This is a genomic window from Nocardioides sp. (genome assembly GCF_047607185.1).
Classification (GTDB): domain Bacteria; phylum Actinomycetota; class Actinomycetes; order Propionibacteriales; family Nocardioidaceae; genus Nocardioides.
On the sequence record NZ_JASGDQ010000144.1, the window covers coordinates 34,178 to 59,015 of the forward strand.

Genomic DNA, 24,838 nt, shown 5'->3' on the forward strand with positions numbered 1-24,838 from the left:
GCGGCACGCCGGGTGTGGCAGCCGTGATCCGCTCCCACGCTGGCGTAGGCTCACCGACAACCTGAGCCGAGCAAGAGACCAGAGGATGTCTGCCGAAGAGTTGCCTGACCTGACCGACGCCGGAGCCGTGTCGCGACCTGGCGACACCTCCGGACGCCCTGACGTTCCCCAGCAGCTCACCCCCGTCTCGCTCAGCCGCGACGGCACCCGACTGACTCTGGTCGACGCCGACGGCAACGAGTTCACCGTCGCGCTCGACGCCAGCCTCCGACCCGCCGGGGGCGGCGGCGGAGCACCGGCGAAGGAGAGACCTATGAGCACACCCACCCTGCGACCCCGCGACATCCAGGCTCGGATCCGCGCCGGGGAGAGCCCGGAGGCCGTTGCCGAGGCTGCTGGCACCACCGTCGAGAAGATCATGCCCTTCGCCGGACCCGTGATCGGCGAGCGCGAGCACATGGCCGAGCGCGCCCAGCGCGCCTCCATCCGCCGCGCGCCCGGCGCCGCCGGCACCCCCCGGGTGCTCGGCGATGCGGTCGCCGCCCGCCTGGACGCGCTGGAGCTCGAGCACGACGCCGTCACCTGGGACTCCTGGCGCCGTCACGACGGCCGGTGGAGCGTGGTCGGACAGTTCTCGACCCCGGCGTGGAGCGGTACGGCGGAGCTCACCTTCGACCCGCCGGGCAACTTCGTCTCCCTCGACAACGACGACGCTCGCTGGCTGGTGGGCGACCTGGCCGACGCCGAGTCCGCTGAATCGGTGCGCGACGACCTGGCCCAGGCGCGCGAGCGTCGGCTCAGCCCCGCGCCGGCGCTGTTCGAGGAGGAGCCGCTGCCGCTCGTCGACGAGCCGATGGAGATGTTCCTCGAGCCGACGGCGGAGCCGGACGCCGAGGGCCAGGCCGAGCCGGAGCCCGACCCGGTCGAGCCGGTCGTCGAGGAGCAGCCGCCGGTTCGTCGTACCGTCGCGAAGAAGCGCGGACGTGCCTCGGTCCCCTCCTGGGACGAGATCATGTTCGGCGGCGGCTCGGACGATCCCGCCTAGCGTGGCCGAGCTCCGCTTCTACACCGGGCCGATGGACTCCGGGAAGTCGACTCTCGCCCTGCAGACCAATCACAACTACGCCTCGCGTGGCCTGGCTGGCCGGGTCTTCACCGCCCACGACCGCGCCGGCCAGGCGACGGTGTCGAGTCGGCTCGGGCTGACCCACGAGGCGATCGAGGCCGGCCCGGATTTCGACTTCTGGCGCTACACCGTCGACGCGCTGACGCAGGGTGCCCGGATCGACTACTTCATCTGTGACGAGGCGCAGTTCTACACCACCGGGCAGATCGACCAGCTCGCCAAGATCGTCGACGAGCTGCAGATCGACGTCTACTGCTTCGGCATCCTCACCGACTTCCGCACCAAGCTATTCGAGGGGTCCGCGCGGCTGGTCGAGCTGGCCGACTCGACGCAGCTGTTGCAGGTCGAGACGCTGTGCTGGTGCGGCAAGCGAGCGACGCACCAGGCCCGCATCGAGGACGGCGTCATGGTGACCGAGGGCGAGGTCATCGTGGTCGGCGACACCGAGGATCCCGCCCGGGGCGGCAGGGTGCCGGGCTTCGACGGCCCCTCGGTGGTGACCTACGAGGTGCTGTGCCGCCAGCACCACCGCCGCCAGCTCACCGCCGCCCGCGCCAGGGCCGTCTCCCTCTCGGCCGAGCCGCTCCCCTTTGGCTGAGGCGGGGTGGGCGCAAGTCCACGAGCCGTGGCTGTCTGAACCCCCACCGGGTGAGCAGCCCCAAACTGACGCCATTCACGCGGTGAACAGCCCCAAACTGACGGCTGTCAAGCCGTGAGCAGTCGCAAACTGACATCCCGATCCCGCCAGGGTTCGTCAGTTTGGGGCTGTTCACCATCCCACGCCTGTCAGTTTGGGGCTGCTCACCATCCCACGCCTGTCAGTTTGCGACTGCTCACCGCCTTATGCGTGTCAGTTTGCGACTGCTCACGGCTTAGTCAACCAGGATGGGAATGAGCATCTCGTCGGGAGTCAGGGAGCCATGGAGGCCGACGAGGGTGGCCTCGTAGGGGAAGTCGGTGGAGGAGATCACCGCGAAGTCGTCGTGCGCAGCGACGACCACGTCACCGAGCCGGGGCAGCACCGCGGGCGTGACCGGGCCGAACCAGTTGCGGCCGACCGCCTCCTCGCGGGTCAGCACGGTGGCCCGCTCCCCCAGCACCGAGCGCCAGGCGTCGACGACGGCAGACACCGCCCCGCCGGCGCAGTAGAGGTGGCGCAACCGTGCCTCGCCGCCGAACAGCACTAGCCCGTCGCGCAGCTCGGGATGCTCGGCCACGTCGAGCCGCGACTCAGGCGGCGAGTCGACCATGCCGTGGTCGGCGACCACCAGCAGCCGCACCGAGCGTGGCAGCGCGTCGCGCAACTGCTCGGCCTCGGCATCGATCATCGACAGCTGCTGCAGCCAGGCGCTGGAGGCGACGCCGTGCCGATGGCCGGTGCGGTCCAGGTCGCCGTCGTACAGATAGGTGATCGAGCGTGGCTCCGCCGACACCGTCAGCGCCGCCGCGATCCGCTCGCCGACCATGTCCGCACCGACGTACGACGCCCCGCGCTGGGAGGCCTCGGTCAGCCCGGTCCCGACGAACTCACGCCGGTTGACCACCGTCACCGTCCCGCCGAGCGAGCGCAGCGCCTGGAACGCGGTCGGGTGCGGCTGCCACTCGTGCGGGTCGACCTCCTTGCTCCACTGCAGCGCGTTCAGCAGGGTGTCGGTGCCGGGGATGCGGCTGGTGTAGCCGACCAGGCCGTGGGTGCCCGGCGGCAGCCCGGTGCCGAAGGAGGTCAACGAGGTGGCGGTGGTGGACGGCACCCCGGCAGTGCCGGGCCGCTGCCCGGCCAGCAGCGAGGAGAGGTAGGGCGCGGCGTCGGCGTAGCGCTCCAGCAGCCGGGCGCCGAGGCCGTCCACCAGCAGTACGACGTAGCCGGCGGCCTCGGGCAGGGAGAGCGGCGAGTCCGGCAGCAGGCCGAGCGCGCGGCCGATGGCCGGCACCACGTCGCCCAGCGAGCGGTCCTGGTAGGCGGGGAGGACGAACTGCTGGCTCACGCCGTCGCTCCCCGCTGCGCGCGTCGCCGACGTGGCGCCCGTGGCTCGCTCGCAAGCTCGCTCACGCGGTGTGGGACAGCGCGGAGAGCGACTGGGCGAAGGCGAGCAGCGAGGTGACCGCCTCGGCGCCGTCGGCGGCGGCCGAGACCCGGAGCGAGAAGTCGTCGGCCGACAGCGTGCCGGTGTAGCCGTGGTCGGCCTCGCACTGTGGGTCGGCGCAGCCGGCCGGCTCCAGGTCGACCCGTGAGACGCCGCCCCAGCCGATCGTCACGACCGCCTCCGCCGACGCGCCCGGCCCGGAGGAGGGGTTGGTGACCATCCGGGTGACGACCACGGACTTCACCGCCGAGAGCCGGATCGCCTCGGTCGAGGTCGAGGTGTAGGGCTCGGGCAGCAGGTCGTCGCCGGGATGCTCGTCGGTGTGGGTCAGGATCAGCCGGGTCGGGGTCAGCACGACGACCGAGAGGTGGCGGCGCACCTCGTCGTGGTCGAAGGTCGGCTCGTGGTGCACGAAGAAGGCGACCACCTGCTCCCCCGCCACCGCAGCGGCCACCCCGTCGGCGACCACCTCGGGGTAGTAGCCGGTGCGGTCGATCGCCTTCCGCAGCTCCAGTGCGCGGTCGCCAAACGTCGTGCTCATGCCGGCAAGTCAACCATCAGTTGGGCAGCGTGTCCCCGGGCGGGGCTGGCATCCGCCTGACGAACCAGTCGGAGCGGGGATCGGCGACCGGCTCGACCCGCGCCCCAGCGGTCAGCACGCTGGCGCCGTCGGGGCCGACCAGCACCAGGTCGAGGGTGAGCGCGCTGATCTGCGGCAGGTCGAACTGGATCTGCGCGACCCGGCGGATGAGCCGCTCGACCTCCTCCACGTCGACCACGTCGGCGCCCCGGTAGCCGAACAGCATCGGCGCCGCCCGGACCTCGCGCACCATGTCGGCGGCGTCGCGGCGGCTCAGCGGCGGGATCCGGTAGGACCGGTCGCCCAGCAGCTCGCTCATCGGCCCGGCCAGCCCGAAGGAGACCACGGGACCGAACAGCGGGTCCTCGATGGAGCGGATCACCAGCGGCACGCCGGGAGGCGCCACCTTCTGCACCACGAAGCCGGCGGTGGCGACGTCGACGAAGCCGGTCAGCGACTCCCACGCCTCCGCCATCTCGGCGGAGTCGCCGATATTGCGCCAGACGTGCGCCTGGTCAGGTCGCTCGCGCAGGTGGTCGGCGGTCGCCTTGAGTACGACGTCCCAGCCGAGCTCCTCGGCGGCCGCGACGGCTTCCTCGAAGGCGTCGACCTGGTGGGTCGCCCAGAGCCGGACGTCGAAGGCGGCAAGCAGCTCGGCGAGCTCCTCGCGCTCGAGCTCGCCGCCGGCCGGGCGCCGGGCGAGCACGGTGTTGACCAGCCGCTTGGCACGGGGGACGTCGACCTCCTCCTGCTCCGACGACGGCCCGTCCGGGGTGCGCAGCCAGACGGCGTAGCCGACGACGCGAGCCAGGGCGCGAACGGCGCTCTCCACCGAGGAGTACGACGGCACCGAGCCGCGGCCGGCGGTGGAGCCGGCGACGTCGGGGACCCGGAGCAGCTCGGGCACGCCCTCGGCACCCAGGAACGAGGAGACCAGCGGCTTGTCGGATTGCTCGCCGACGGCCGCCAGGACGTTGGCGATGTCCTCGCCCGACACGCTCAGCGGCGGGATGTAGACCGCGACCACCCCGTCGACCTCGGGGTCGTCGATGGCGGCGTCGAGGGCGTCCTCGAAGTCCTCGGCGGTCGGCTCGGCGGGCAGCGCGATCTGCCGGTTGACCACCAGCCCGGCGCCGGCGGCGGCGTCGGCGGCGAGCAGGCCGAGGGCGTCGGAGTTGCCGACGACGGCGACCCGCCGGCCGCGTGGCAGCGGCTGGTGGGCCAGCAACTGCGCGACGTCGAACATGTCCTCCAGGGTGTCGACCTGGATCACCCCGGCCTGCCGAAACATCGCATCGACCGCCTGTGGCGGGGCCGCGATCTTGCGCACCGCGTGGCCCATCGGCACGCCCTGGGTGGTGCGGCCCGAGCGGACCGCGACGATCGGCTTGCGCAGGCTCACCCGTCGGGCGATCCGGGAGAACTTGCGTGGGTTGCCCAGGGACTCCAGATACATCATGACGACCTCGGTGGAGTCGTCCTCCTCCCAATATTGCAGGAGGTCGTTGCCGGAGACGTCGGCGCGGTTGCCCGCCGAGACGAACGTCGAGAGGCCGAGGCCACGGTTCTGCACCTTCTCCAGGATCGCGCTGCCGAGGGCGCCGGACTGGCAGAAGAAGCCGGCCCGGCCGCGCGGTGGCATCACCTGGGAGAGCGAGGCGTTGATGCGGACGCTGGGGTCGGTGTTGATGATGCCGAGCGCGTTGGGGCCGATCAGCCGCAGCCCGTAGGACCGGGACAGTCCGACCAGCCGGCGCTGCCGCTGGCGGCCCTCCTCGCCGGTCTCGGCGAAGCCGGAGGAGATCACCACCAGGCCGTGGACGCCCTTGGCGGCGCAGTCGAGCACGACGTCCTGCACCGCGTCGGCGGGCACCGCGACGATCGCGACGTCGACGGCGGCGTCGATCTCCTGCACCGACTTGTAGGCCGGCATCCCGGAGACGGCCGGGCTGTTGGGGTTGACGACGTAGACCTTGCCGGTGAAGTCGGCGTTGACCATATTGCGCACCAGCACCTGGCCGATGGTCTCCTGGCGCCGGGAGGCGCCGATGATCGCGACGCTGCGCGGGTTGAGGAACCGGCTGATCGAGGCCGCCTCCGCCTCGTGCTCGCGGCTGAGCATGACCCCGATCGCGGTCTCGGTGCTCTCGATCGGGAACTCCAGGTGGATGACGCCGTCCTCGTAGCCGCTGGCCACCCGGTAGCCGGCGTCGCGGAAGACCTGGATCATCCGGGCGTTGTCGGGCAGCACCTCGGCGACGAACCGCTCGATGCCGCGCTCCCGGCCGGCCTGGGCGAGGTGCTCGAGCAGGATCTGGCCGATGCCGCGGCCCTGCTGGCCGTCGGCCACCAGGAAGGCGACCTCGGCCTCCCGTGGCTCGACGACGTCGTACCTCCCCACGGCGATCATCTCCTCGGCCAGCAGCAGCACGAAGGCGACCCGGCTGACGTAGTCGACCCGGGTGAACCGCTCGATGTCGCGCTGCGAGAGGTGCGGCATCGGCGAGAAGAACCGGTAGTACTTCGACTCCTCGGAGACCCGGTTGTCGTAGAAGTCGACCAGCAGCGCCTCGTCGGCGGGGGTGATCGGCCGGATGTGCGCCGTGCGGCCGTCACGCAGCAGCACGTCGGCCTCCCAGTGGGCGGGAGGGGCGGGAACGTCGGCCTGGGTCACACTCCGCAATCTATCCGGCCCCGCCGACAGCGGGGCCCTCAGCCGTCGACGATGGTGAAGGAGTCCGTCATGATCGTCATCGTGGGCAGAGTGGCACGACTTCGCCTGTCACCAGTTCGGGGGACACCGGTTCGGGGACAACCGCCCGCCTCGCCCCCTACGATCGCGCCATGACCCGGGTGGCGATCCTCGACGACCACGGGCTCTTCCTCGGTGCGTTGAGCGACTACGTCACCCGAGTCCCGGGCCTGGAGGTGGTCGCGGCGCTGGCGTCGTGGACCGAGCTCCTGGCGCATCCGGCCTATCCGGCCGAGGTGGTGCTGCTGGACCTCGACCTGGGCGACGAGCTGCCGCCGGCGGTGAAGATCCGGGCGCTGCGGGCCGCCGGCGCCCAGGTGATCGTGGTCAGCTCCCTGGTCAGGCCCGAGCTGGTCCTGGACGCGCTGGAGGCGGGCGCGGCCGGCTACGTGCCGAAGCGCGCCGAGCTGCACGAGATCACCGAGGCGATCGAGACGGCGGCGGCCGGCGGCTCCTACGTCTCTGCCGAGCTGGCCTCGATCGCGTTGCAGGACCGCCGACCGTCGCGGCCCTCGCTCTCCGATCAGGAGCAGCGCATCCTCGCGCTCTACGCCGCCGGTCTGCCGCTGAAGAGCGCGGCGCTGCGCGCAGGCGTCAGCTACCACACCGCCAAGACCTACCTGGACCGGATCCGGCGCAAGTACGAGGAGGCGGGCCGGCCGGTCCGCTCCAAGGTGGACCTGCACCGGGTCGCCGTGGAGGACGGCTGGATGCCACCCGGATGAGCGTCCTGGAGGCCACCGCCGGAACGGACCGCTTCGGGACGCTGTTCCGACAGTTCGCGGTGCTGGCGCAGTTCGTCTATGCCGGCGCCGGGCTGGTCATGCTGGCCATCCTCGCCGGCGTCGACGGCGGGCTGCCGGCGTACCTGCTCGGCCTCGGCCTGGTCCTCGCCGCGACCGCGCTGCTGGTGCCGGTGCTTCAGCGCGGCTCGCCGCTGGCGCAGACCGTGGTCGGCGCCGTCGCCGGGGTGCCGTGCGGGCTGGCGGTCGTGCCGCTGCCGTGGCGCGAGGTGGGCGAGCTGACCGCTTCCCGGCCCACGACGGCGCTGGCTGCCGCTCCGGTCCTGGCGGTGACCGCGGCGGCGGGCATGGTCCGGGCGCTACCTGCCCTGGCCACCGCCATCGGCTCGCTGCTGGTCGCGCTCCACCTGGCCGCCATCCCGCTCAACCTCGGCGTGCCCCTCGGCGTCGTCATCACCTGGCTCAACGGCGGGGTGCTCATCGCGCTGGCCAGGCGTGGCTTCCGGCTGGCGGCACGGGCGATGGCGCGGGCCGAGACGGCCGAGCAGGTCTATCGTCACCAGCAGCGGGCCTGGCAAGCGCAGCAGCGCCGCGACCGGCTGCTGCACGACACCTTGCTCGCGACGCTCGACCTGCTCGCCCACACCGACCGCGCGGTGCCAGCCACCCGGGTCCGAGAGGCAGCGCGCCGAGATCTGGAGATCCTGCGCGGGTCGCACCCGGCCACGCCGCTGCCCACCGACACCGTCCAGGAGGGGTACGACGCCCTGCTCGCGGTGGCCGCCGAGCTCACCACCGCGAGCCTCGCCGTCGAGGTCACCCTGGGCCGCGACCTGCCCGCCCCCGACCCGGTCGCCTGGGGCGAGTGCCTGTGGGCGGTCCGGGAGGCGCTGCGCAATATCGCCCGACACGCCGGCGTCGACCGTGCCGACGTGGCGGTCGGCGCTGCCGGCGGCGACATCGTGATCACCGTGGTGGACGCTGGCGTCGGCTTCGATCCCGACGCGGTGCCCGCCGGGCGGCTCGGGCTGCGGACCTCGGTTCTGGAGCGGCTGGCCCGGGTCGGCGGCTCGGCCCGGGTCTGGTCGACGCCGGGGCAGGGCACCTGCGTCGTGCTGAGGGTGCCGGCGAGATGAGACGACTCCCGCTGGCCACTCCCGCCGCGCTGCTGTTCGGGCTGCTCGGCCACTCCTACGCGCTGGTCGTGCTGCTCACCTCGCTGGACCGGGTCAGGTCCGCACCCGGCGATCTCGCGGTGTTCGCGCTCAGCCTGTCGCTGGTGGCCGGCACGGTGCTGCTGGCACGGCCGGCCGGCACCCTGACCACGCCGCGGCTGGCGCTGCTGGGCACGGGCCTGGTCGCCGTCGACCTCGCCAACGCACTGTTGATCGACCCCGACCGCTGGTCGGAGGCAGCACTGTGGGCGGTCGGCACCGGATCGGTGACGACGCTCGCCCTGGCACTGATGGCGCCCGTCCGGCTCGTGCTGCTGGTGCTGGCTGCCCATGCCGTGACGCTGCTGGCCTGCCTGGCGCTGCTGCCGACCGGCGACAACCTGGCCCGAGCCGGGTTGACCGTGGTCGACTCGATGATGATCCCGCTGCTCGGGATGCGCGGCGCCAACCTCTACGCCAAGGCGCTGGCCGACCGGGCTCGCGCGCTCGACCGTACCGAGGCCACCGAGCAGGCGATGGCGGCGGCAGCTGACGCGGAGCGGGCCGCCCTGGAGGAGCTCTCCTGGCTCACCGACCAGGTGGTGAGGCCGCTGACCACGGTGGCCGAGGGCGGCAGCCTTACCGCTGCCGACCGCGCGCTGCTCGAGCTGACCGCGACCCGGCTGCGCCGCGAGCTCACTGCCGGCGCGGGCCGGCCCGGACTGGCCGAGCTGCTCCCCCGCCGGACCGCGGTCGACGTCGACGTGGTCGACCCCGACGGCCTCGGCCACCGGTTCCGGCAGCCGGACCGGGCCGCGCTCGGCGGGCTGCTGCGACTGCTCGGCGACGCGGACGACCCCGAAGCGGCGCCCGGCTGGGCCCGGGCCGTCCTCACCGCCTCGGCCGGCTCGGCGCTGGTCACCCTCTACGCCGAGGGCACTCCAGCCACCGTGCTGGCTGGGGAGCAGGCCCGCACACTGCTCGGCCAGCTCGGCGGTCCCGCGCCGGAGCCGCAGGGTGACGGCGTGCTGGTCGAGGTCGTCGTACCGCTGCGCTGAGAGCGTGCGGACTCGCCCACATCTGCCGAGGACGTCGGCGTGCCCCGGCGCGGGCTGTCGGCGCGGCCGGGAAGAATGGCCCTCATGGCACGAGGCAGTTCACGAGGCAGCACTCCGACTCCCCCTGAGGACGACTTCGAGGAGCACATCCTCGACACCGACATCAAGGACGAGATGGAGTCCTCCTACCTGGAGTACGCCTACTCCGTCATCTACTCCCGGGCGCTCCCCGACGCCCGCGACGGCCTCAAGCCGGTGCAGCGCCGCATCCTCTACACGATGAACGACATGCGGCTGTTCCCCGACCGCAACCACGTCAAGTCGGCCCGCGTGGTCGGCGAGGCCATGGGTCGCTTCCACCCGCACGGCGACGGCGCGATCTACGACGCCCTGGTCCGGATGGCCCAGGACTGGTCGCTGCGGCTGCCGATGGTCGACGGCCACGGCAACTTCGGATCTCCAGACGCCGGTCCGGCGGCGATGCGCTACTGCCTCACCGGTGACACCCGCGTCCGACTGGCCGACGGCCGCTCAGTGCGCATCGACCACCTCGCCGACATCCCCGACGACTCCGAGCTGGACGCCGACTTCGACGTCCTCGACAAGGACGGAAAGCCGGTCCCCGTCAGCAAGGTCTTCAACTCGGGCAGGCACCCCGTCAAGCGCCTCGTGACCAAGAGCGGCCACGAGCTGCGTGGCAGCCACAACCACCCGCTGCTCTGCCTCGTCCCGATCGAGGGCGTGCCGATCTTCCAATGGCGCCGCCTCGACGAGATCCGGCCGGGCACTGTGGTCTGCCTAGCACGAAACGCTTGGACCACCGCCGTCCCGATGGCCTATGAGATGCAGCTCGGCACCGAGCAGGCAGCGTCTGTCTGCCGTGACGAAGAGAAGACCGTCCCGGAGCTGGTCTGGAACAGCGGCCCGGACGTCAAGCGGGCGTTCCTCATGGCTCTCTTCGAGGGCGACGGCGGCGTGCATGTGCTGCACGGCAAGCTCGGCGACGCGATCACCATTCAGTACTCCACCTACAGCCGCGAGCTGGCGCGCGGACTGCAGGAGCTGCTTCTCGAGTTCGGCATCCACTCGAACCTAAGCGTCTACGAGCGCGGCGAGTTCAGGCTCGTCATCTCAGGGCTGCACAACATCCACGCCTTCGCCGAGCGGGTCGGCTTCCTCACCGACAAGCGCCGAAAGCTCGAGGGGCTCCTCAAGGACGCGCCCCGCTATCGGCACGGCCTTTCCCATGACTACGCGCCTTTCGTCGCCGACTACGTCCGGTCCACCTTCCCTCCCGGCCGGGGCACGGGTGCGAAGTGGTTCGAGCAGCACAACTTCGACCGGTTCGAGCGATGGCAGGCCGATCGCAGCCTGATCGCGACGAAGTTCAAGGACCCCGAGACCTTCGCGGTGGTCTCCTCGATCATGGACTCGGGCTATCGCTTCGTCGAGGTTGCCTCGGTCGAGGACCAGCCGGCTGAGACCGTCTACTCGATCCGAGTCGACAGCGAGGACCACTCGTTCCTGGCCGGAGGCTTCGTCAATCACAACACCGAGTGCCGGATGCTGCCGGCGGCGGTGGCGATGACGGCCAGCCTGGAGGAGGACACCGTCGACTTCCGGCCGACCTACGACGGCTCGGAGAACGAGCCGACGGTGCTGCCGGCGGCGATCCCCAACCTGGTCGTCAACGGCACCACCGGCATCGCGGTCGGGATGGCCACCAATATGGCACCGCACAACCTGGTGGAGGTGGTGGCGGCGCTGCGCGAGCTGATCAAGCGGCCGGGGATGACCACCGAGGACCTGATGCGGTTCGTGCCGGGCCCCGACCTGCCGACCGGGGGCACCATCGTCGGTCTCGACGGCATCCGCGACGCCTACGAGACCGGCCGGGGCATCTTCAAGATCCGCGCCACCGCGCGGGTCGAGCCGATCGGCCGCCGCAAGGGCATCGTGGTCACCGAGCTGCCCTACGGCGTCGGCATCGAGAAGGTGTCGGAGCGGATCAAGTCGCTGGTGCAGACCAAGAAGCTGCAGGGCATCGCCGACCTCAAGGACCTCACCGACATGGCCAACGGCACCCGTCTGGTCATCGAGGTCAAGAACGGCTTCGTGCCCGAGGTGCTGCTCGAGCAGCTCTACAAGCTGACCCCGTTGGAGGACTCCTTCGGCATCAACAACGTCACCCTCGTCGACGGCCAGCCGCGCACGCTCGGCCTCAAGCAGCTGCTGGAGGTCTTCCTCGACCACCGCTACGAGGTGGTACGACGCCGCAGCCAGTTCCGGCGCGACAAGGCGGCCGCCGACCTGCACCTGGTGGAGGGTCTGCTCATCGCGATCCTCGACATCGACGAGGTCATCCAGCTGATCCGGTCCTCGGAGAACGGCGCCGAGGCCAAGCAGCGGCTGATCACGGTCTTCGACCTCTCCGAGCTGCAGGCCGACTACATCCTCGACATGGCGCTGCGCCGGCTCACGAAGTTCTCGCGGCTCGAGTTGGAGAAGCGCAAGGAGGAGCTGGAGACGACCATCGAGGGACTCGACGCCATCCTCACCGACGACAACCTGTTGAAGAAGGTGGTCTCCGACGAGCTCGGCGAGGTCGCCACGACCTATGGCACGCCCCGTCGTACGGTGCTGCTGGCCAGTGCCGGCAGCGCCGCCATCGAGGCGGCCAAGATGTCGGCCGAGGTGGCCGACGACCCCTGCTTCGCGCTGCTGTCCTCGACCGGACTGCTGGCCCGCACCGGCAACGACGAGCCGATCCCGGTAGGCGGCCCGCGCGCCAACCACGACGTCATCGTCTCCTGTGTCGCGACGAGCGCCAGGGGCGAGATCGGCGTGGTGACCTCTCGTGGCCGGCTGGTCAAGCTCGGCGTCCTCGACCTGCCGGCGATCCCACCGACCGCCGGCGACCCCAACCTGCAGGGCGGCGTGCCGCTCTCGGCGCTGCTCTCGCTGGAGGGCGGCGAGCGGGCGCTGGCGCTGGTCCCGCTGGCGACCGACGGCCCCGGCATCGCGCTGGGCACCCGGCTCGGCACGGTCAAGCGGGTCAAGCCGGAGGTGCTCACCCGCGACGACTGGGAGGTCATCGCGCTGGCCGACAAGGACGAGGTGGTCGGTGCCGTCCAGCTGGCCACCGGCGAGGAGGAGCTGTGCTTCATCACCTCCGACGCGCAGCTGCTGCACTTCCCGGCGAGCGGGGTCAACCCGCAGGGCCGGGGTGCCGGCGGCGTGGCGGGGGTGCGGGTCGCGGCCGGCTCCCGGGTGGTCTTCTTCGGCGCCTTCGATCCCGCCGCCGAGGCGGTCGTGGTCACCGCCTCCGGCTCGGCCGCCGCACTGCCCGGCACCGAGCCGGGCTCGGTCAAGGTGACCGCCTTCGCCGAATACCCCGGCAAGGGTCGCGCCACCGGCGGGGTGCGCTGCCACCGGTTCCTCAAGGGCGAGGACACGCTGATCTTCGGCTGGGCCGGGCCGGCTCCCGCCCGGGCGGCCGCCAACAGCGGCGCGCCGGTCGACCTCCCGGCGCCCGACGGCAAGCGCGACGGCTCGGGCGTGCCCGGCAGCCAGCCGATCGACGCCTGCGCCGGCCCGATCGGTCTTCAGAGGTCGGGCGGATAGGTGACGCCGGCTACGCGACGTCCGCTCGCTTCGACGTCACCTATCCGCGCGACCTCTCACCGGTTCTGTGGGAGGCTGACGGCCGTGCGTCGTACCGCTCTCCTCGTCATCGCCGTGCTCGCGCTGGCCGGCTGCTCCGGCAGCGACGAGAAGGACACCCCCGAGCAGACCCCGGAGCAGGTGCTGGCCCAGGCCAAGCAGGTGCTCGACGACACCTCCGGGGTGCGCTTCTCGATCACCTCCGAGGACGTGCCCGAGGGGCAGACCGCGCTCACCGGGGCCGAGGGCGTGCTCACCCACGCCCCCGCCTTCGAGGGCAAGATCACCGTGCGGATCCTGGGCGCCGAGCCCGAGGTGCCGATCGTCGCGGTCGACGGGCACGTCTATGCCCAGCTGCCGTTCACCACGAGCTGGCAGGACATCGACCCCGCCGACTACGGCGCACCGGACCCGGCGGCGTTGATGGACCCCGACCACGGCCTGTCCACCCTGCTCACCGCGACGACCGAGGCCAGCTTGGGCGACACCGTGCGCGGCGGCGCCGACAACGACGAACTCCTCACGACGTACGCCGGCACCCTGGCCGCCACCGACGCCGCCGTGCTGGTGCCGACGGTGACCGGCGACGTCGCCGTCAGCTACACCCTCACCGACGACCACGAGCTGCGCGAGGCGGTGCTGAAGGGCGACTTCTACGGCACCGGCGAGGAGGAGACCTATACGGTGACGGTGTCCGACTACGGCACCGAGAAGGAGATCACCAAGCCGTGACTCGCGGCGTCCTCACGCTCGCGGCCGTCGCGGTGGCCTTCGCTGCCGCCGACACCTATGTCGTGGTGCTGGCGCTGCCCGACATCATGACCGGCGTCGGGCTGTCGGTGGAGCAGCTGCAGAAGGCGGCGCCGATCGTCTCCGGCTTCCTGCTCGGGTACGTCGCGATGCTGCCGCTCATCGGCAGGATCGCCGACGTGCGCGGCCGGCCACCGGTGCTGGTCGCCGGGCTGGTGGTCTTCGCGTTCGGGTCGCTGGTCACCACGCTCGCCGACGACCTGCCGACCATGGTGGCGGGCCGGTTCCTGCAGGGGGTGGGCGGCGGCGCGCTGGTGCCGGCAACGCTGGCGCTGGTGGCCGACCTCTATCCCGTCGAGCGGCGCGGCGTCCCGCTCGGCGTGGTCTCGGCGGTGCAGGAGCTCGGGGCCGTGCTGGGGCCACTGTTCGGCGCCGTGGTGCTCGCCGTCGCCGACTGGCGGGCGATCTTCGCTATCAACCTCGTGGTCGGCCTGGTGCTGGCGCTGCTCATCCGGCTCCGGGGCGGCGAGGCCATCTCGCGCCGCCCCGACCTGGTCGGCCTGTTCCTGCTGGCCGCCATGTTCGCGGCCGGCGTACTGCTGGCGGTCAGACCCGGGCCGCTGGTCCGGGACCTGACCTGGGGCGAGCTCTACGTGCCGCTGGTGGGCTCGGGCGACTGGCTCACCCCGCTGGGGGTGACCACCATCGCCGCCGCCGTGCTGCTGGTCGCGTGGTGCGCGCTGGCGCCCCGGCCGCTGATCGACCTGCGCGGCTGGGCCGCCTCGGCCCGCGACGCCGACCTGGTCGGCGCGGTCTTCCTCGCCGTCGCGCTGGGCGGCGTCGTACTCGCCTTCGCCACCGCCGACCCCAAGGTGCAGGTCTTCTCGGCTCAGGGCGGCTGGTACCTCCTCGCCGCCGCGCTCGGCGCGCTGGCCTTCGCCGTCCACCTGCGCCGGGCCGAGTCCCCGCTGGTCCCACGCGGCGCGCTGCGCCGGATGCCGGCCTGGGGCTCGGTGGTCGTCAGCCTCTTCGTCGGCGCCGCGCTGGTCGCGGCGCTCATCGACGTGCCGCTGTTCGCCCGCACCACCGTCTATCCCGACAGCCAGCTGCTGGCCGCGCTGGTGCTGGTCCGGTTCCTGGTCGCGCTGCCGGTGGGCGCGGTGCTCGGCGGCGCTCTCATCCGCCGGCTGCCGGCCGGACCGGTGGCCGCCGTCGGGATGCTGCTGGCCGCCGGCGGCTTCTGGTGGATGTCGGCCTGGGGACTCGACTCGCTGCACCATTGGCACGCGAGCGTGCCGCTGGTGGTCGGCGGACTCGGCTTCGGCCTGGCCCTCGCCCCCGTCAACGCCGCCGTGCTCGCCAGCACCACCGCCGACGTGCACGGGCTGGCCGGTGCCATGGTCGTGGTGGCCCGGATGATCGGGATGCTGGTCGGCGTCTCCGCGCTCACCACACTCGGGCTGCGGCGCTACTACGCCGAGCAGGGCGACGTACCGCCGATCAAGGAGGTCTGTCACGGCGCCAGCCGGTGCCGTGAGTTCACCCTGCTGCTCAAGCAGGCCGGTATCGCCCAGGAGCAGACCGTCTTCGCCGGTGCCGCCGTGGCGGCGGTGCTGGCCGCCGTACTCGCCCTGCTGCTGCTCCGGGGAGCGCCGACCCGTGGACTCGACAAGGTCCGGGCGGGGTAGCCCACGCTGTCGGCGGCCCCGCGGGCGTCAGATCACACCCGCTCCTCGCGGATGTCCGCGAGGTGGCGAGCAGCGGTGACGAAGTCGTTGTCGTCGTGGAGGATGGCGAGACCGTGGTGGGCGGCGGTCGCACAGATGAGCAGGTCGACCACCGAGAACGCACGTAGCACTCCGGCGTGCGCCAACCGCAACTGCGCCGAGTCGACCCAGCGCCACACCGTCTTGGGGACAGCGACATCGGGGAAGGTCTCCAGCAGGATCGCGCTGTCGCGCTCGAACTCGTCGGCATTCCGCATCGAGCGCAGGAGCTCGACCCGCTGCGGGGCACATGACCTCACATCGCCGCCGATCACGGGAACATCCCACGACGCCGCCAGCGCGTCGTCCCGACGGAACCGCCAGACAGCACTGCTGTCAATCAGAAACCGGCTCACCGACGGCCGCCTTGTCCTTGGCCCGCAACTCCTTCCAGGTCTCGTACTGCTCCTCGTCGAAGCTCTCCCGAAGTCGGGTCCAAGCCACCCGGCGGCGCTCCCGCTCCACAATCTCACGCAACGCGTAGTTGACCGCGTCCTTCTTCGTTCGGACTCCCGCCAGGCGCATGACCGCAGCCAGCGCCTCGTCGTCCAGGTCGATCTGCGTCACCGCCACGACACACCTCCGATGTTGATGATGTACATAGCCTATCAACATCGCCAACATGGGCTTGAGGCTTGCGGGGTTCGCGCTCCCGCCGTGCCGGGCGCCCAGCTCGTACGACGTCCCGCTAGGGTGCCGGATATGGGCGACTTCGATGATCTGCTGGCGGCCAATGCGGACTACGCGGCCGACTTCAAGCTGAGCGGCTTCGACGGCGTGGCGCACGCGGGCGTGGCGATCGTGACGTGCATGGACTCGCGGCTGGACCCGCTCGACATGGTCGGACTCAAGCCCGGCGACGCCAAGATCTTCCGCAACCCCGGCGGCAGGATCACCCCACAGGCGCTGGAGGCGCTGGTGCTGGGCGCGCACCTGCTGAACGTGAACCGCATCATGATCGTCCCGCACACCCGCTGTGCGGTGGCGTCCAACACCGAGGCCGAACTGCGCCAGCGGGTCTCGGAGTCGGCCGGCGTGGACGCCTCCTGGCAGCCCTTCCACGTGGTCGACGACCAGCTCCGGGCGCTCGCCGAGGACGTCGCGAAGGTGCGCTCGCACCCACTCATCCCGGAGTCGGTCCGGGTGGGCGGCTTCATCTACGACGTCGACACCGGCCGGCTCGCCCAGAAGGTCTAGGTCGCCAGCGCTTCCACAGCGCGTCGGCGTTGGCCGGGCCGCAGCCGAAGCAGGCGAGCTCCGGGAAGTAGACGTCCTGCAGTGCGGTGGTCATGTCAGCAGCTCTCGCAGGCCGGCGTCGAGGAGCGCACCGGGGAGGTCGGCCTGCCGCAGCGCGGCGATCGTGCCGAGCGCGGTGAGCCGGTCGAGGAGCGCACCGGCCTCCCCCGCCGGGTCCTCGCCGAGCGGGACGTCCATCAGCAGCGCGCAGTCGACCGCGCCGCCGTCGGGCTCCGGCCCGAAGGACACCGGCCAGGCGCCCACCTCGAAGCGCATCGGCGCAGCCGGCGCGGGCCCCTCGGCCCGCAGGTCGACGTACCAGACGACCTCCGCGCCGGGGAGGCGCCAGTGGCCCTTGCGCTGCTTCACGCCCGCCGCCTTGAGCGCCTTCGCCACGGCCGCCCGGCGTGCCTTCTGGTCGGCCATCAGAGGGAGACCACGACATGCTCAGGAACGAATGCCGTCACGACACCGTCCGAATCGGCTCGATCGCCGCGAGCTGTTCGGCTCATAGCGTCCTCCTGTCAGTGGTAGTCGACCAGTTCGACGTCCGCTCGCCGGATCGCGAAGCTCATCTCTGTCGCTCCAGAAACTGCCGATCGTCTTGACGATCATGAACGACCGCGATGACCGTCGCGCGCTTCTCGTCCTCGTCAACGATGTACCAGAGCTCGTACGGAAAGGTCTGAAGATGGACCCGTCGCCGTCCGGGGAGGAACTCCGCCCGTGTCAACGGATGAAAACCAACCTTGCGACCACCCACGTCGAAGTCCGCCAGCAAGCGCTCGACTTGCTCCGGAGCCTCGGTCGCATACCACGCGACAGCTTCGTCCACGTCACTCAGAGCGTCGACCGAGACTTCGACGCTCCATGTCACTCCGCGTACCGCTCTCGGACCTGCCTCATCGCGTCATCCCACGGGATCGACCCTTCGGGGTGTGCGAGCGCGGCTTCCATCCGTTGATCTAAGAGCGCCCGGAGGCCCGGCGAAATCGTCGCTTTCGCGTCGAGGCTCGCATCCAGATGGTCCCGCAGTTCGGCTCGATCCTCGTCCGGAAGGTCGAGAACCTGCTGCAGGAGTGCCGGGTTCACCATGGGTCAAGGCTACCCCCGGCCGCCGACATTCCTACGCGCCTAGAAGTCGAGATCGGCTTCGGAGAGCTGGCTCGCGCCAGCGGTGATGAACTCCTTGCGCGGAGCCACCTCGCTGCCCATGAGCAGCTCGAAGACCGAGGCCGCCGCCTCGGCGTCGTCGACGGTGAGCCGGCGCAGGGTGCGGTGGCGCGGGTCCATGGTGGTCTCGGCCAGCTGGTCGGCGTCCATCTCGCCGAGGCCCTTGTAGCGCTGCGGGGTGCCCTTGACCGCGACATTGCGCTTCTTCAGCTCCGCCAGGCGGCGCTGCAGCTCGTCGTCGGTGTAGGTGTAGATGTACTTCTCCATGCCCTTCTTGGGGTTGGAGAGCTCGATGCGGTGCAGCGGCGGCACGGCGGAGTAGACCCGGCCGGCCCGGACCAGGTCGGGCATGTACTTCATGAACAGGGTGGCCAGCAGGGTGCGGATGTGGGCGCCGTCGGCGTCCGCGTCGGCCATGAAGATGATCTTGCCGTAGCGGGTGGAGTCGAGGTCGAAGGTGCGACCGGAGCCGGCGCCGACGACCTGGATGATCGAGGCGCACTCGGCGTTCTTGAGCATGTCGGCCACCGAGGCCTTCTGCACGTTGAGGATCTTGCCCCGGATCGGCAGCAGCGCCTGGAACTCGCTGTTGCGGGCCAGCTTGGCGGTGCCCAACGCGGAGTCGCCCTCGACGATGAAGAGCTCGGTGCGCTCGTTGTCGGCGGCGCGACAGTCGGCCAGCTTCGCGGGCAGCGCGCTGGACTCCAGGGCGTTCTTGCGGCGCTGGGTCTCCTTGTGCTGGCGGGCGGCGATCCGGGTCTTGGCGGCGCCGAGCACCTTCTCCATCACCAGCCGGGCCTGCTGCTTGTCGCGGGCCTTGGTGGAGGTCAGGAACGTCTTGAGCTCGGCGGAGACGACCTTGCGTACGACGGTCCGGGCGGCCGGAGTGCCGAGGATCTCCTTGGTCTGGCCCTCGAACTGCGGCTCGGCGAGCCGCACCGTGACGACGGCGGTCATGCCCTCGAGGACGTCGTCCTTGATGACGTCGTCGTCGTTGACCTTGAGCACCTTGGCGGCCTTCATCGCGTCGTTGAAGGTGCGGGTCAGCGCCGCCTCGTAGCCGCTGACGTGGGTGCCGCCCTTGGGGGTGGCGATCACGTTGACGAAGGAGCGCAGCACGGTGTCGTAGCCGTTCACCCAGCGCACCGCGACATCGACGAGGAGCTCGCGCTCGACGTCCTGCGGGGTCATGTGGCCCTGGTCGTCGAGCATCGGCACGGTCTCGGTGAAGGTGTCCGAGCCACGCAGCCGCAGCACCTCGGTGACCGGCTCGCCCTCGGAGAGGAACTCCACGAACTCGGCGATGCCGCCGTCGTGGCGGAACTTCTCCTCGATCGGGTCCGGGCCGCGCAGGTCGCGGATGACCAGCTCCAGGCCGGGCACGATGAACGAGGTCTGCCGCGCCCGGGTGACCAGGTCCTCGTAGACGAAGGTGGCGTCCTTGGTGAAGATCTGCCGGTCGGGCCAGAACCGGATCAGCGTGCCGCTCCTGTCCTTGGCGACCCGGCCGCCCTTGCGGGAGAGCCCGGAGCCGGGGGCGAAGGCCGCCGCCGGGCCGTCGCCGGCGAAGACCCCGGGGACGCCCCGCTGGAAGGAGATGCCCTGTCGTGCCGGGGACCGGTCGACGTCGATGTCCATCCGGGACGAGAGTGCGTTGACGACCGAGAGGCCGACGCCGTGCAGACCGCCGGTGGCGGCGTACGACGACCCGCCGAACTTGCCGCCCGCGTGCAGCTTGGTCGCCACCACCTCGACGCCGGTGAGCCCGGTCTTGGGCTCCTTGTCGGTGGGGATGCCGCGGCCGTCGTCGTAGACCTCGACGGAGCCGTCGGCGTGCAGCGTCACCTCGACGCGCCGCGCGAAGCCGGCCAGCGCCTCGTCGACGCCGTTATCGATGATCTCCCAGAGGCAGTGCATCAAGCCCCGGGTGTCCGTCGAGCCGATGTACATGCCGGGACGCTTGCGGACCGCCTCGAGGCCCTCCAGGACCAAGAGGTGGGCGGCGTTGTACGTGCTGTCGATCGTGAGGCTCCTAGCAGTCGTGGAACACCAGAAATCTACCCGCGACACGCCGTGAGCCCCGGCAGGGACACCCGGAACGACCGCATACGGTGGCGGTCAGGTCACAGTCCTGCTACAGCGGCGTTCAGGACGTGGAAATCCCACAACAGGAGTCGTCGTACGTGATTGGATGGGTGTCAGGCGCCACACCTGCTGGGGAATCTTGGAGACCCCGACTAGGTTGTGCCAGGCACCGATGAATTCGAGAAATGAGGCCGATGTGACAACTGCCGTTGCCCCCAGCTCTCCGCTGACCGCCGCGGATCGTTGCGATCGTTGCGGAGCCCAGGCCTATCTTCGCGTCGAGTTGCAGTCCGGCGGCGAGCTGCTGTTCTGCGCACACCACGCCCGTGAGCACGGCGAGGCGCTCAAGGGGATCGCCGCCAATGTCGTCGACGAGACTCACCGCCTCTCCGGCACTCCGGCCCCGGCGACGGATGCCGAGCACTGAGTAGCCGCGAGCTTCGCAGAAGGCCCCGGGCGATTGCCCGGGGCCTTCTCGTCTCCCGGACAGTCGACACGCTCTAGTAGGCTGTCGCGGCTAGCCTACTAGGGTGTCGCCGTGACCGGCACCGAGATCCTCGTCGCGCTCGCCATCGCCGTCGGCCTGGCGACCACGGTCGTCCCGGTGCTTCCCGGCACTCTCATCGTGGCCGTCGCGATCCTCGTATGGGCCAGTGAGCTGGGAGGTACGACGGCCTGGGTGGTCACCGGGGTCGCGCTGGCGCTGCTGGTCCTCGGCGCGGTGGTGAAGTACCTGCTGCCGGGCAAGCGGCTCAAGGAGGCCGGCATCCCGGGCTCGACCCAGCTGGCCGGCGTCGTACTCGCCGTCGTGGGCTTCTTCGTGGTGCCGGTGATCGGGCTGTTCCTCGGCTTCGTTCTCGGCGTCTTCCTCGCCGAGTGGCGCCGGCTCGGCCGGACCCAGGCCTGGCCCTCGACCAAGCAGGCGCTCAAGGCGGCCGGTCTCTCGGTCCTCATCGAGCTGGTCTTCGGGGTGCTGGCCACGACGACCTGGGCCGTGGGCGTGGTCCTCACCTGATGGCGGTTCTGCTCGCGCTGCTGTCGGCCATCGCCTACGGCACCTCCGACTTCATCGGCGGCCTGGTCTCGGCCCGCATCTCGCCGTGGGCGAGCGCGTTCGCCAGCCAGTGCGGCGGCACCGCGGCGATCCTGGTGCTCGCGCTGGCCGACCCGGTGTGGCCGGCCGTCGCCGACCTGGGCTGGGGCGCACTGTCAGGTGCCGGCACCGGCCTCGGCATGGTCTTCCTCTATCGCGGCCTGTCCTGCGGCCGGATGGGCGTGGTCGCGCCGGTCTCCGGACTGACCAGCGCGCTGCTGCCGGCGATCGTCGGGGTCGCCACCGGCGAGCGGCCCTCCGCGGTCGCCTGGCTCGGCGTCCTGCTCGCGCTGCCGTCGACCTACCTGGTCGCCCGGACACCACCGGCCGCCGAGGCGGGCCCCGGTGCCGGCTCCAGGGACGGCGTCCTCGACGGCTTCCTGGCCGGCTGCGGCTTCGGTGGCGGCTTCGCCGCCATCGCCCAGGCGGACACCGACTCCGGGCACCTCCCGCTGGGCCTCGGGCTCGGCGTCGGCGCGGTACTGGTGGCGCTGGCGGCCGTACTCGTCCGTCAGGACTGGCTGCCCCGCCAACGCGTCGCGCTGGTCTCTGCCGGCGGCGGGGTTCTGGGCGGCGTCGCACTCATCTTCTTCGTGCTCGCCACCCACCACGGCATGTTGACCGTCAGCGGGGTGATCTCCTCGCTCTATCCGGCGGCGACCGTCGTACTCGCCGTCGTGGTGCTGCGAGAGCACATCCACCGCGGCCAGGCGGTCGGGCTGGGGCTGTGTGCGGTCGCCGTGGCCCTAGTCGCCGGCGGCTGACCGCAACCGGTGCTCGGGCGATCAGCTCGCATGACGTGACGTCCCGCGGGACGACGCTCAGTCGAGGTAGTCGCGCAGCACCTGCGAGCGGGACGGGTGCCGCAGCTTGCTCATCGTCTTGGACTCGATCTGGCGGATCCGCTCCCGGGTGACGCCGTAGACCTTGCCGATCTCGTCTAAAGTCTTCGGCTGGCCGTCGGTGAGGCCGAACCGCATCGAGACCACGCCGGCCTCGCGCTCGGAGAGGGTGTCGAGGACCGCGTGGAGCTGCTCCTGCAGCAGGGTGAAGGAGACCGCGTCGGCGGGCACGATGGCCTCGGAGTCCTCGATGAGGTCACCGAACTCGGAGTCGCCGTCCTCGCCCAGCGGGGTGTGCAGCGAGATCGGCTCGCGGCCGTACTTCTGCACCTCGATGACCTTCTCCGGAGTCATGTCGAGCTCCTTGGCGAGCTCCTCCGGGGTGGGCTCGCGGCCGAGGTCCTGCAGCATCTGCCGCTGCACCCGGGCCAGCTTGTTGATGACCTCGACCATGTGCACCGGGATGCGGATGGTGCGGGCCTGATCGGCCATGGCGCGGGTGATGGCCTGCCGGATCCACCAGGTGGCGTAGGTGGAGAACTTGTAGCCCTTGGTGTAGTCGAACTTCTCGACCGCGCGGATCAGGCCGAGGTTGCCCTCCTGGATCAGGTCGAGGAAGAGCATTCCGCGACCGGTGTAGCGCTTGGCCAGCGAGACGACGAGTCGCAGGTTGGCCTCGAGCAGGTGGTTCTTGGCGCGGCGGCCGTCCTCGGCGATCCACTCGAGCTCCTCGAGGTCTTGCGCCTTGATCCTGCCGCCCTTGGCGAGCTTCTCCTCGGCGAAGAGGCCGGCCTCGATCCGCTTGGCGAGCTCGACCTCCATCTCGGCGTTGAGCAGCGGCACCTTGCCGATCTGCTTGAGGTAGTCCTTGACCGGGTCGGCGGTCGCGCCGGCGACCATGACCTGCTGCTCGGGCTCGTCGGTGTCGTCGGCCGCGGAGACGACGAACGACTCCGACTCCTTCTCAGCCTCGACGATCTCCGGGTCGGAGGCGACGTCCTTCTCGAACTGCTCGTCGGCGATGTCGGGCAGGACCTTCTTGCCGTCGGGGCCGAGCTTGACGGTCTCGTCCTCCCCCGCGTCCGGCTCCTCGACGAGGTCCTCGACCACCAGGTCGTCGAGGTCGACGACCTCGTCCTCGGCCGCCGACTCGTCCGCCTCGGCCGGCTTGTCCGCCTTGCCGGGCGCCTTCTTGGCGGCGGGCTTCTTGGCAGCGGCCTTGGCGGTCGCCGTCTTCTTGGCGGTGCTGGTGGCGGCGGCCGCGGCATGGCTCTGCGATGCGGCACCGAGATCCACGGTGATCCCGAGGGTACTGAGATGCCCCAGCAGGGCCTTGAGGTGGCGTGGCTCGACGGCCGCCTGCTCGGTGGCCCGGCGCACCTCCTCCGGCGTGACTCGGCCAGAGGGAGCGCCCCGGTCGATGAGCGACGCGACGGCCGGGTGGCTGAGCACCTCGGCAGGGATCTTGCGTGGGTTCGAGGACACGAACACCTCTCGTGAACTGGCTTCGGGGCGCGGCGAGGCCCGGTTACGTCAAGAGCCGCAGAGTCATTCTGCCACGCCCCTGGGCACGGTCCGACACCGCCGCGCGGTCAGGCGCTTGGCGGTCGCCGTGGCGCCGCCTCGATGGGCTCACCTGGCTCCCCGCCCGGCGCTGCTGGCCGCCTTCGCCTTCTGCTGCTTCTTGTGGTCGCGCACCTTCTGCAACGAGGCGGCGTCGACCACGTCCGCGACGGACCGGTGGCCTGCCAGCGCGTAGTCGCCGACCGCCTCCTCCCAGCCGTCGGGCCGTACGCCGCGTGCCGGTCAAGACCATGCGCTACTGGCGCTACACCGGTGACGGCCCCCACAGCTTCCGCCTCGGCCCGCTACCGCGACGAACGCGGCAAGGAACGCGCCCGGCACTTCGAACGCCGCATCGACGCCCAACGCTGGCTCGACGAAGTCACCTCCACGATCCACGACGGCACCTGGGGCGAACCACGGGCAGGCAACGTCACCTTCGCGGACTTCTACGCCGAGTGGGCACCCCGACAACTCTGGCTGCCCTCCACCCGCGCCAACGCCGACCTCACGGTCGGGTCCGTGCCATTCGGTGACCTGCCGTTCAAGGCGATCCGCCGCTCCCACATCGAAGCCTGGGTCAAGGAAGCCTCCGAGAAGTGGGCACCCACCACCGTCAAGGTCAAGTTCGTCATCGTCCGCTCGGTCTTCCGGGCCGCACTCGCAGACCGAGTCATCGAAGCCGACCCCTGTCTCGGAGCCGCCCTGCCACGTCGCCGCAAGGCCGAGGCCGCCATGCAGGTCCCGACCGTCGAGGAGGTCGGCAGGCTCCTCTGGCACGCCGACAGCAACCGGGTCTCGACCCGCAAGGGATTCCGGGCCTACGTCGCCCTGTGCGCGTTCGCCGGACTCCGCAAGGGCGAGGCCGCCGCTGTGCAGGTCGGCGACATCGACTTCCTGCGCCCGACCCTGAACGTGTCTCGGCAGTTGCAGCGCCACGGCTCGACCTACGCCGCCCGGCTACCGAAGTACGGCTCCGAGCGTGTGGTGTGCCTGCCCGACGAACTGGTCACGATCCTGTCCGAGCACATCGCCACCCACCTGCCCAACGCCGAGCCGGAGGCCTGGCTGTTCACCGTCGGGGACGAGCCGATGTACGACAACGACATCACCTGGCGCTGGCGAGCCACCGGCGACTCTGCCAAGCTCCCCACCGTCCGGCTCCACGAC

General features: G+C 71.0%; 22 protein-coding genes and 2 pseudogenes. 14 read left to right on the forward strand and 10 right to left on the reverse strand.

Annotation, left to right across the window (positions count from 1 at the left end; translation table 11 throughout):
* Positions 1-85 precede the first annotated feature (85 nt).
* Positions 86-1,045 carry a septation protein SepH gene (gene sepH / locus QM595_RS17635; protein WP_415172888.1) on the forward strand — a complete coding sequence of 320 codons (960 nt, stop codon included), beginning with the start codon at positions 86-88 and terminating at the stop codon, positions 1,043-1,045.
* Between the two features lies 1 nt (position 1,046).
* Positions 1,047-1,724, forward strand: coding sequence for a thymidine kinase (locus QM595_RS17640; protein ID WP_415172889.1), 678 nt, complete (start codon positions 1,047-1,049; stop codon positions 1,722-1,724).
* A 274-nt stretch (positions 1,725-1,998) separates the two neighbouring features.
* Here QM595_RS17640 and QM595_RS17645 read toward each other — a convergent pair whose 3' ends face one another.
* The 3 genes from QM595_RS17645 to QM595_RS17655 all read right to left on the reverse strand — a co-directional run bounded on the left by QM595_RS17645 (position 1,999) and on the right by QM595_RS17655 (position 6,464).
* Entirely contained in the window at positions 1,999-3,111 is a 1,113-nt protein-coding gene (locus QM595_RS17645; RefSeq protein ID WP_415172890.1) for an alkaline phosphatase family protein, read from the reverse strand.
* Between the two features lie 61 nt (positions 3,112-3,172).
* On the reverse strand, positions 3,173-3,751 hold the full coding sequence (locus tag QM595_RS17650; RefSeq protein WP_415172891.1) for a DUF5998 family protein: 579 nt from the start codon (positions 3,749-3,751) through the stop codon (positions 3,173-3,175).
* A 16-nt stretch (positions 3,752-3,767) separates the two neighbouring features.
* Complete coding sequence (locus QM595_RS17655) at positions 3,768-6,464, reverse strand: GNAT family N-acetyltransferase (protein WP_415172892.1); 2,697 nt, start codon at positions 6,462-6,464, stop codon at positions 3,768-3,770.
* Positions 6,465-6,634: 170 nt separating this feature from the next.
* Here QM595_RS17655 and QM595_RS17660 point away from each other — a divergent pair, with 170 nt between their 5' ends.
* From QM595_RS17660 to QM595_RS17690, 7 genes and pseudogenes are all read left to right on the forward strand, one after another.
* Positions 6,635-7,267 carry a response regulator gene (locus QM595_RS17660; RefSeq protein ID WP_415172893.1) on the forward strand — a complete coding sequence of 211 codons (633 nt, stop codon included), beginning with the start codon at positions 6,635-6,637 and terminating at the stop codon, positions 7,265-7,267.
* A complete protein-coding gene (locus QM595_RS17665) occupies positions 7,264-8,421 on the forward strand; it encodes a sensor histidine kinase (RefSeq protein ID WP_415172894.1) in 1,158 nt (385 codons plus the stop codon). The genes QM595_RS17660 and QM595_RS17665 overlap by 4 nt, the downstream gene beginning before the upstream one ends.
* Positions 8,418-9,497: a hypothetical protein gene (locus QM595_RS17670; protein ID WP_415172895.1), complete on the forward strand. Its 1,080-nt coding sequence runs from the start codon at positions 8,418-8,420 to the stop codon at positions 9,495-9,497. The genes QM595_RS17665 and QM595_RS17670 overlap by 4 nt, the downstream gene beginning before the upstream one ends.
* 84 nt (positions 9,498-9,581) lie before the next feature.
* Positions 9,582-10,988 (forward strand): annotated as a pseudogene (locus tag QM595_RS17675) (DNA gyrase subunit A); the annotation flags it as partial.
* Between the two features lie 36 nt (positions 10,989-11,024).
* Positions 11,025-13,121 (forward strand): annotated as a pseudogene (locus tag QM595_RS17680) (DNA gyrase subunit A); the annotation flags it as partial.
* 84 nt (positions 13,122-13,205) lie between these two features.
* Positions 13,206-13,892, forward strand: coding sequence for an LppX_LprAFG lipoprotein (locus tag QM595_RS17685; RefSeq protein WP_415172896.1), 687 nt, complete (start codon positions 13,206-13,208; stop codon positions 13,890-13,892).
* Entirely contained in the window at positions 13,889-15,598 is a 1,710-nt protein-coding gene (locus tag QM595_RS17690) for an MFS transporter (RefSeq protein ID WP_415172897.1), read from the forward strand. The genes QM595_RS17685 and QM595_RS17690 overlap by 4 nt, the downstream gene beginning before the upstream one ends.
* A gap of 32 nt (positions 15,599-15,630) precedes the next feature.
* On the opposite strand, the gene QM595_RS17695 is transcribed toward QM595_RS17690, so the two are convergent.
* Together QM595_RS17695 and QM595_RS17700 are read right to left on the reverse strand one after the other, a co-directional pair.
* Positions 15,631-16,032: a PIN domain-containing protein gene (locus QM595_RS17695; protein WP_415172898.1), complete on the reverse strand. Its 402-nt coding sequence runs from the start codon at positions 16,030-16,032 to the stop codon at positions 15,631-15,633.
* The gene (locus tag QM595_RS17700; RefSeq protein ID WP_415172899.1) at positions 16,013-16,249 is read right to left on the reverse strand and encodes a type II toxin-antitoxin system VapB family antitoxin; all 237 of its coding nucleotides are present in this window, start codon (positions 16,247-16,249) and stop codon (positions 16,013-16,015) included. The genes QM595_RS17695 and QM595_RS17700 overlap by 20 nt, the downstream gene beginning before the upstream one ends.
* A 129-nt stretch (positions 16,250-16,378) precedes the next feature.
* Between QM595_RS17700 and QM595_RS17705 the strand changes: the two genes are divergently transcribed.
* A complete protein-coding gene (locus QM595_RS17705) occupies positions 16,379-16,873 on the forward strand; it encodes a beta-class carbonic anhydrase (protein ID WP_415172900.1) in 495 nt (164 codons plus the stop codon).
* Between the two features lie 90 nt (positions 16,874-16,963).
* Here the strand turns inward: QM595_RS17705 and QM595_RS17710 are convergent, their stop codons facing one another.
* From QM595_RS17710 to QM595_RS17725, 4 genes are all read right to left on the reverse strand, one after another.
* Entirely contained in the window at positions 16,964-17,338 is a 375-nt protein-coding gene (locus QM595_RS17710; protein ID WP_415172901.1) for a hypothetical protein, read from the reverse strand.
* A gap of 145 nt (positions 17,339-17,483) precedes the next feature.
* Positions 17,484-17,789, reverse strand: a complete 306-nt coding sequence (locus tag QM595_RS17715) for a type II toxin-antitoxin system RelE/ParE family toxin (RefSeq protein WP_415172902.1) — start codon at positions 17,787-17,789, stop codon at positions 17,484-17,486.
* Entirely contained in the window at positions 17,786-18,007 is a 222-nt protein-coding gene (locus QM595_RS17720; RefSeq protein WP_415172903.1) for an addiction module protein, read from the reverse strand. Before QM595_RS17720 ends, QM595_RS17715 begins: the two co-directional genes overlap by 4 nt.
* A gap of 39 nt (positions 18,008-18,046) precedes the next feature.
* Positions 18,047-20,155: a DNA gyrase/topoisomerase IV subunit B gene (locus QM595_RS17725; protein WP_415172904.1), complete on the reverse strand. Its 2,109-nt coding sequence runs from the start codon at positions 20,153-20,155 to the stop codon at positions 18,047-18,049.
* Positions 20,156-20,342: 187 nt separating this feature from the next.
* Here QM595_RS17725 and QM595_RS17730 point away from each other — a divergent pair, with 187 nt between their 5' ends.
* The 3 genes from QM595_RS17730 to QM595_RS17740 all read left to right on the forward strand — a co-directional run bounded on the left by QM595_RS17730 (position 20,343) and on the right by QM595_RS17740 (position 22,027).
* Positions 20,343-20,597: a hypothetical protein gene (locus QM595_RS17730; RefSeq protein WP_415172905.1), complete on the forward strand. Its 255-nt coding sequence runs from the start codon at positions 20,343-20,345 to the stop codon at positions 20,595-20,597.
* A 111-nt stretch (positions 20,598-20,708) separates the two neighbouring features.
* On the forward strand, positions 20,709-21,185 hold the full coding sequence (locus QM595_RS17735) for a DUF456 domain-containing protein (RefSeq protein WP_415172906.1): 477 nt from the start codon (positions 20,709-20,711) through the stop codon (positions 21,183-21,185).
* Positions 21,185-22,027 (forward strand): EamA family transporter, encoded by an 843-nt coding sequence (locus tag QM595_RS17740; protein WP_415172907.1) that lies wholly within the window; start codon positions 21,185-21,187, stop codon positions 22,025-22,027. The genes QM595_RS17735 and QM595_RS17740 overlap by 1 nt, the downstream gene beginning before the upstream one ends.
* Before the next feature lie 57 nt (positions 22,028-22,084).
* Here QM595_RS17740 and QM595_RS17745 read toward each other — a convergent pair whose 3' ends face one another.
* Positions 22,085-23,557, reverse strand: coding sequence for an RNA polymerase sigma factor (locus QM595_RS17745; protein ID WP_415172910.1), 1,473 nt, complete (start codon positions 23,555-23,557; stop codon positions 22,085-22,087).
* Between the two features lie 384 nt (positions 23,558-23,941).
* Here QM595_RS17745 and QM595_RS17750 point away from each other — a divergent pair.
* Positions 23,942-24,838: tyrosine-type recombinase/integrase (locus tag QM595_RS17750; RefSeq protein ID WP_415172908.1), on the forward strand; the 897-nt coding region annotated here is incomplete at its 3' end.